This window comes from Moorena sp. SIO4E2 (assembly GCF_010671945.1).
Classification (GTDB): Bacteria; Cyanobacteriota; Cyanobacteriia; order Cyanobacteriales; family Coleofasciculaceae; genus Moorena; species Moorena producens.
The window spans coordinates 1-5,967 of sequence record NZ_JAAHIE010000084.1; the positions used below are offsets into that span (position 1 = coordinate 1).

The following is a 5,967-nucleotide window of genomic DNA, read 5'->3' on the forward strand; positions in this document are numbered from 1 at the left end:
GGTGAGATTCCAGCCAGTAAGAGACGGGGTTGATCCTACGACTATGGAACAGGCAAGTAATGCAGCAAAAAGTAGTGATTTATTGCCCTGATTTGTTTGGTACAACCACTCCGAAAGTTATTTAAATTAAAAGTAAATCCACAGGTTAACTTCTCTGTTAATCCGTTCGCGTAGCCTGGCCTACGGCCAGGGAGGTAGGGCAGTTTTGAATCTGCCGCAACGGTATACTAGATTCACTTCTATATCAGACCGTGAGCGTCGTGGAGAGGCGCTTTCCAATGGCGAATCTGATTCGCCATTGGAAAGCGCGCCAAGCGCGGTTTTAACCCGCGCAACGACATCCGCTCAGAATCCCCGTCTTTTCAAAGCGGGGAGAGTTCAATTAACTGGGATTTTTTATGACACAAGACAAAGGAAAAGGATTTGGTCTCGGTCTCGGCAAGATGAAAGAACTAGCCGAAGCGTTCAAAAAAGCTCAAGAAGTTCAAAAGGGTGCCAAAGAGCTCCAGGATCAGTTGGAGCAAATGGAAATTGAGGGAACATCAGGGGAAGACGGTAAGGTGAAGGTGTTTCTCAGTGGCAATCAGGAACCCCTACGTGTAGAGATTTCTGAGGATGCTATCAATCAAGGAGCTGAGGCTTTATCTGAACTGGTGTTAGCAGCCATGAAAAATGCCTATGAGACCTCCACAGCCACTATGCGGGAGCGCATGGAAGAACTTACCAGTGGGTTAAATTTACCAGGTTTATAACTTCATCGGTCAATCCCCACTCGGGATTCCGTAGGAAAAAACTATAGGCATGAGGAAATTAATCATTTTAAATGGTTCCAAACCTCATGCCGAATATCCCATTAATACCTGACTATTGATCAAGATTTGAGTAAAACGAAGCTACCTGTAGCTTTGGCAGTGAAGTAAGTCCATAATATAAGCTCTTAGCCACGTGTATATTGGCTGCTTCTGTCAAGTGAATGGCATCATGAAAGGCGAGTTCGGGAAAGTTTTGATAAATTGTGTACAAGTTGAGAACCTTGATATTTTTGGGAAAGCCTTTCTCCAGTTGCTGACCCGCTACCACCAATTTGGGATAATTGGCTTGCACTTGTTTTTGGTAAACTTTTCCTAACTGCTGCAAAATTTCCTTCTCTGCTGGTTTGATCTTGTTGTTGCCACGACCAGTGATTTCTGGTTGGACAGCAACTAGTAAAGGAATTCCCTGTCCTGCGGTTAAACGCAGCATATGTCTGAGGTTATTTCGATAGCGCGTCAATCGACGTTCGAGTTCATCGGATTTCTGAGGAAGATACTTCTTCAGTGGCATAACGTCCCCCCTCATCACTAGAGACCGCTGACTCACTGATGGCTGAGGCTGCAAGACCCAGTATGTGATTGCTTTAGCGAGATAAGTTTTTGTAACTAAATGCTTCAACTGCTGGGTGAGATAGGTCCAAAAATGCCCAGTCGCGTTTTCCAAGAAGGCTTCTGTGTTAGGAATATCTGTTAAATTTTGGTCACTGGGGGTCATCAAGTCTGTGTATCCACCCAACACTATTACTGCGTCTGGACTGTAAGGTAAAATCTTGAGAGCTAACTGAGCTAGTGCATTGCCAGAGGTATACCCTGGTACGGCGGCGTTGATTACACGATACTTACCATCTCGAATCTTTGGCGGCAGAGCAAGTGCTTGCTTTAATTCTGGTTCAGAAGGGGGTAAGGTCATCGGTCTGTATTTCTGTGGGGAACGCCTTTGCTGTGTTATCCGTTGATTGAGACGAGCTTCTAAGTAGCTGGCTATGGTAACTTGATTATTGGCATTCCCTTGACCAAAAGCTGTCGAGCCACCTAACAAAAAAATCCGAATTTCATTTTTGGGTTTGACCAAGGGAACGGGGTCGTCGTCCCGGAAGCCCTGCTCATTAATGCGCCAAAAATCGCTCTGTTGCTTCCCCAATAAACTGTAACCTACACCTAGATCCCGTTGGACAGCTAGATCACCAAGGTCTGGTAATCCATCATAAAGCTGCTGTGTCTGGTCAACGAACTTGGGACGGTAAACAGTGAAATCTCTGGGTGCCCCCTTGTAGGGAGCTATCTCATTAATTTTGCCGACCGCAGCCAGTAAGAAACGAGCCAACAATTCCACAATCATCAAACTTAGAACTATCCCTGCGAGCATCGTCAGTAGGTTAAACCGTCGGCGGCGCTTGCGGTAAAGGCTACGGCGCGACTTAAATATTAAATCTCTTCCTTGCATAACCGTTAAATTAGGAGGTATCCCTTTATAAGTTGGTGTGTTTAAATCACTGTGTTCCTAGACATTGAACCATGAAGCGACATCGCTTGGTTCATGTAGGGTGGGCAGTGCATCAGACAGATAATCAAGCTTGCAAACCACGTTGGTAGGCACTGCCCACCCTACGATTAATGACAATGGTGCAAGATCTCAGTTCAACTATCCCATAGAGCAATTTCGTTGCTAAACTTAACACGGCGCAGCTCGTAGTTGACCAATTAATATACTCATGCCCTCCTTACTCTTTGTCTGCCTTGGTAATATCTGCCGTTCTCCCTCAGCTGAGAACATCATGAATCACTTGATAGCACAAGCAAATCTTTCTGACCAAATTGTCTGCGATTCCGCTGGTACTTCCAGTTATCATATTGGTTCTCCCCCGGATCGGCGTATGACAGCAGCTGCCAAACGTCGGGGGATTATACTCCAGGGGAAAGCACGGCAGTTTAATCGGTCTGACTTGGAAGAATTTGACCTGATTTTGGCTATGGATCAGCAAAACTACGAAGATATTATCTCTCTTGATCCAGCTGGGAAGTATAAAGATAAAGTAAGGCTAATGTGTGATTTTGCCAGTCATCACACCGAGCGATCAGTCCCCGATCCATACTACGGTGGACCAGAGGGTTTTAATAAGGTGATTGATTTACTGCTAGACGCTTGCGAAGGTCTGCTGGAACACGTTGTTGACAATTACACCAAGACTAGGCAAAACTAAAAACTGCCAAGTACTAATTGCCAATGGTGAACTTAGCTTTTTTGCCATTGGTGGTTAACTAGATTAATTCATTTGATTAAATGGTGTTCTAAGGCAAATCGTAAGAGTTCAGCTCGGTTACTCGTATCAGTTTTTCTGAACAGACTACTAACGTGCTTCTCGATTGTCCTTGGACTCCGGTATAATTGGTTACCGATTTCGACATTGGATAAACCTGTAGCCAGTAAATTCAATACTTGCTGTTCCCGCTCGGTCAGCTGTAGAGCATAAGCTTGGGTATTATTCTCTGATTGATGATTAATATCTACTGAGTTGATTGATCTAGATGCCGGTTTATCAACCGGCTCTTTTGTAGTCTGTGGTGGGAATCGTAACTCCGTATGAATCACTTGCGATCGCACTAGCAAACTTTGAATGACTGCACCTAATTCTTGCATCTCAAAGGGCTTAGCTAGGTAGACATCACACCCAGACTGATAACCCTTGATGCGTTGATTGGTGCTATTGAGTTCGGTTAAAAATACAACAGGTAACAACCGCAATGGGGGCTTCTGACGCACTTTTCTCACCAGTTCATAGCCATCTATTCGGGGCATATTAATATCTGTAACCAGAAGGTGAGGGTGATAAGTCTCAATCATAGACAGCGCTTGCTGACCATTTTCAGCAGTAATAACTGAATAACCTGACATTTCCAGATAATCGCTTACAGACAGACGAGTGCCCAGGTCGTCATCTGCAACCAGAATAATCAATGGCATGGGATAACTATAGTACTGACATTTAGAATAAACCTACTCCTAAGCTAGGTCATCTGGTGCTCAATTGGTGACCAAAAATACTTCGTTCGCGTAGCGTCGCCGAAAGGCGACGCCAGCTCCGTCAGAACTTTCTGGAGATAGGAGTTGCCTGGTAAAATTAATATAGATACCTAGACAACAACATACCTTAGGCTTCAGCAAAGTTGCACCCTTGTGATTAATTAGTCAGTGAGCCCCCCTCTTGCCTAGAGCAGCTACTACTCTGATAATCCTTGCATAGCACTTAACGCTTTCCCCAAGCGCTTGACACCATCAGAGCAATCGAGGCGATCTAAATGAACTTCGATAAAGGAGATACTATTGTGGTTAACTTTTGCTTGTTCTAAGGCTTGTTCTAGCTCACCTTCAGTACGCACTTGGCAACTCCAGCTATTTCCAAAAACCTGGGGTAACTGATGATATTTCCAAGGTTGAATATTGTTGTACGAGCCTTCATGTATAGCTCGCTCAATAGTGTACCCGTCATTATTAATTAAGAAGATAATCGGGTTAAGTTGATGCCTAATAATCGTAGAAAGTTCCTGACAGGTCATCTGGAAGGCACCATCACCGACAAACACAACCGGTCTACGGTTAGGAACAGCCAAACCGACTCCTAGACAGGCAGGAACTGAGAAGCCTATAGATGTGTAAAGGGCCTGTCCAATGTAGTCGCTGTCTCCTTGGAGTACCAAATCAACGGTAGCAATTAAAGCATCACCAGTTTCAGCAATCACGATTGACTCATCATCAATAAAGTGAGTCATCCGCTCATAGAATCTGGCGTTGGTTAGCTTTTGCTCAGGTTGTGACTCAAAGCGTTTAGACAAAGACTCTATAGCTGGCTTGATATCCAAGACATCAGATTTTTTCTTCTGAAGTTTGGCAGTTAGACCAGCCATGAGATCCGGTAGATACACTGGAGAATAGAAGTGGTGTTTGATTTTAACTTTGTCAGAATTAGCGTTAATTAATCGGTCTTCCGGCAGTTGGGCAGTGAAACCACCCAGATTAATGTCTGACATGAAGGCACCCAGGCATAAAATACAGTCGGCTGTTTCAACTCGTTGGCGTACATACTCCTGACTGAACGCTCCTGCATAACTACCAATGAATTGTCGGTGGCCTTCCGAGAGAATTGACTTGCCTAACAGAGTGGTAGCGAAGGGATATCCCGTCTGCTCCAGCAGGTTGGTAAGTTGGTCTGCTATACCGTAGCGGTGGAGTTCAACCCCAGCTATAATAACGGGATGCTGGGATTGCTCTAGCAAACTTACCGCCTCTTCAACTGCCTCTGATAAAGCGTTGATATCTATAATTGGGGCTTCTGGCAGGTCACGCTCCCCAGTAACAGGACAAGGTTGATTGACTAAGTCTGAGGGAATTTCAATGTATACAGGTCTCCGGTGGCGCAAACAAGCAGCAATGGTCTGGTCGATTTGCCTTGCCGCTTGACTAGGGCTGGTAAGCCTCACGGCTGCCACTGTAATTTTTTCAAAAATTTCCAGCTGTAGATTGTAATTACCGGCAGTGTGATGTAGGAGTAACTTTTGCTGCCGCTGGGAACTGTTAGGCGCTCCACTAATCACGATCAAGGGGACTAGCTCAGCGTAGGCACCAGCCACAGCATTCACTAGACTGAGTCCACCGACATTATAGGTAACGCACAACCCACCAACACCATTAAGGCGGGCATAGGCATCAGCTGCATATCCGGCATTGAGTTCGTTACAGGTGTAGATTAACTCTACAGAACTCTCTAGCAAGACATCCATCAGACCCAGGACGTAATCTCCTACTACGCCAAAAATATGCTTGACACCAGCGGCTTGCAGGCGTTGAGTAAGGTATTGACCGACAGTTACTACATCAGACTGAGCCATTGCACCTCTGACCTCTTTAATGAAGCTACCTTTATGCCCAGCATTTTAACCAAAATTTGAAAAAACGTTAATTTTTTGTAAAAAACGTTACATTTTAGATATAATCTAACCTTTTATGCTTTTTATTCTAGCAAGTTTCTTGGGTTGACAAGGGAAGCCCAAGGTCTTTTTTGTTAACTAGCCTTAAATTTGACAGTTGGCTGTCAAGGATTAACAGTCAACTGTCAACAAAAAAGGTCAAATGTCTATTAGCTTATACAGCAGAAACTTT

Annotated in this window: 5 protein-coding genes; 2 read left to right on the top strand and 3 right to left on the bottom strand. The window is 44.6% G+C overall.

The genetic code is table 11. The features are described from left to right. Window positions 1-398 precede the first annotated feature (398 nt). Window positions 399-752 carry a YbaB/EbfC family nucleoid-associated protein gene (locus F6K37_RS12020; RefSeq protein WP_008180753.1) on the top strand — a complete coding sequence of 118 codons (354 nt, stop codon included), beginning with the start codon at window positions 399-401 and terminating at the stop codon, window positions 750-752. A 112-nt stretch (window positions 753-864) separates the two neighbouring features. Here the strand turns inward: F6K37_RS12020 and F6K37_RS12025 are convergent, their stop codons facing one another. Further along, the gene (locus F6K37_RS12025) at window positions 865-2,256 is read right to left on the bottom strand and encodes an SGNH/GDSL hydrolase family protein (RefSeq protein ID WP_229414348.1); all 1,392 of its coding nucleotides are present in this window, start codon (window positions 2,254-2,256) and stop codon (window positions 865-867) included. A 268-nt stretch (window positions 2,257-2,524) separates the two neighbouring features. Between F6K37_RS12025 and F6K37_RS12030 the strand changes: the two genes are divergently transcribed. Next, window positions 2,525-3,013: a low molecular weight protein-tyrosine-phosphatase gene (locus F6K37_RS12030; protein ID WP_044492396.1), complete on the top strand. Its 489-nt coding sequence runs from the start codon at window positions 2,525-2,527 to the stop codon at window positions 3,011-3,013. Window positions 3,014-3,081: 68 nt separating this feature from the next. Here F6K37_RS12030 and F6K37_RS12035 read toward each other — a convergent pair whose 3' ends face one another. Together F6K37_RS12035 and F6K37_RS12040 are read right to left on the bottom strand one after the other, a co-directional pair. After that, entirely contained in the window at window positions 3,082-3,774 is a 693-nt protein-coding gene (locus F6K37_RS12035; protein WP_287250383.1) for a response regulator transcription factor, read from the bottom strand. 257 nt (window positions 3,775-4,031) lie between these two features. After that, window positions 4,032-5,696 carry an alpha-keto acid decarboxylase family protein gene (locus F6K37_RS12040; protein ID WP_287250385.1) on the bottom strand — a complete coding sequence of 555 codons (1,665 nt, stop codon included), beginning with the start codon at window positions 5,694-5,696 and terminating at the stop codon, window positions 4,032-4,034. Window positions 5,697-5,967 lie beyond the last annotated feature (271 nt).

What these genes read in the sequence shown, in the direction of transcription:
- F6K37_RS12020 (WP_008180753.1), top strand. Translation starts at nt 399, where the DNA reads ATGACACAAGACAAAGGAAAAGGATTTGGTCTCGGTCTCGGCAAGATG.
- F6K37_RS12025 (WP_229414348.1), bottom strand. Translation starts at nt 2,256, where the DNA reads ATGCAAGGAAGAGATTTAATATTTAAGTCGCGCCGTAGCCTTTACCGC.
- F6K37_RS12030 (WP_044492396.1), top strand. Translation starts at nt 2,525, where the DNA reads ATGCCCTCCTTACTCTTTGTCTGCCTTGGTAATATCTGCCGTTCTCCC.
- F6K37_RS12035 (WP_287250383.1), bottom strand. Translation starts at nt 3,774, where the DNA reads ATGCCATTGATTATTCTGGTTGCAGATGACGACCTGGGCACTCGTCTG.
- F6K37_RS12040 (WP_287250385.1), bottom strand. Translation starts at nt 5,696, where the DNA reads ATGGCTCAGTCTGATGTAGTAACTGTCGGTCAATACCTTACTCAACGC.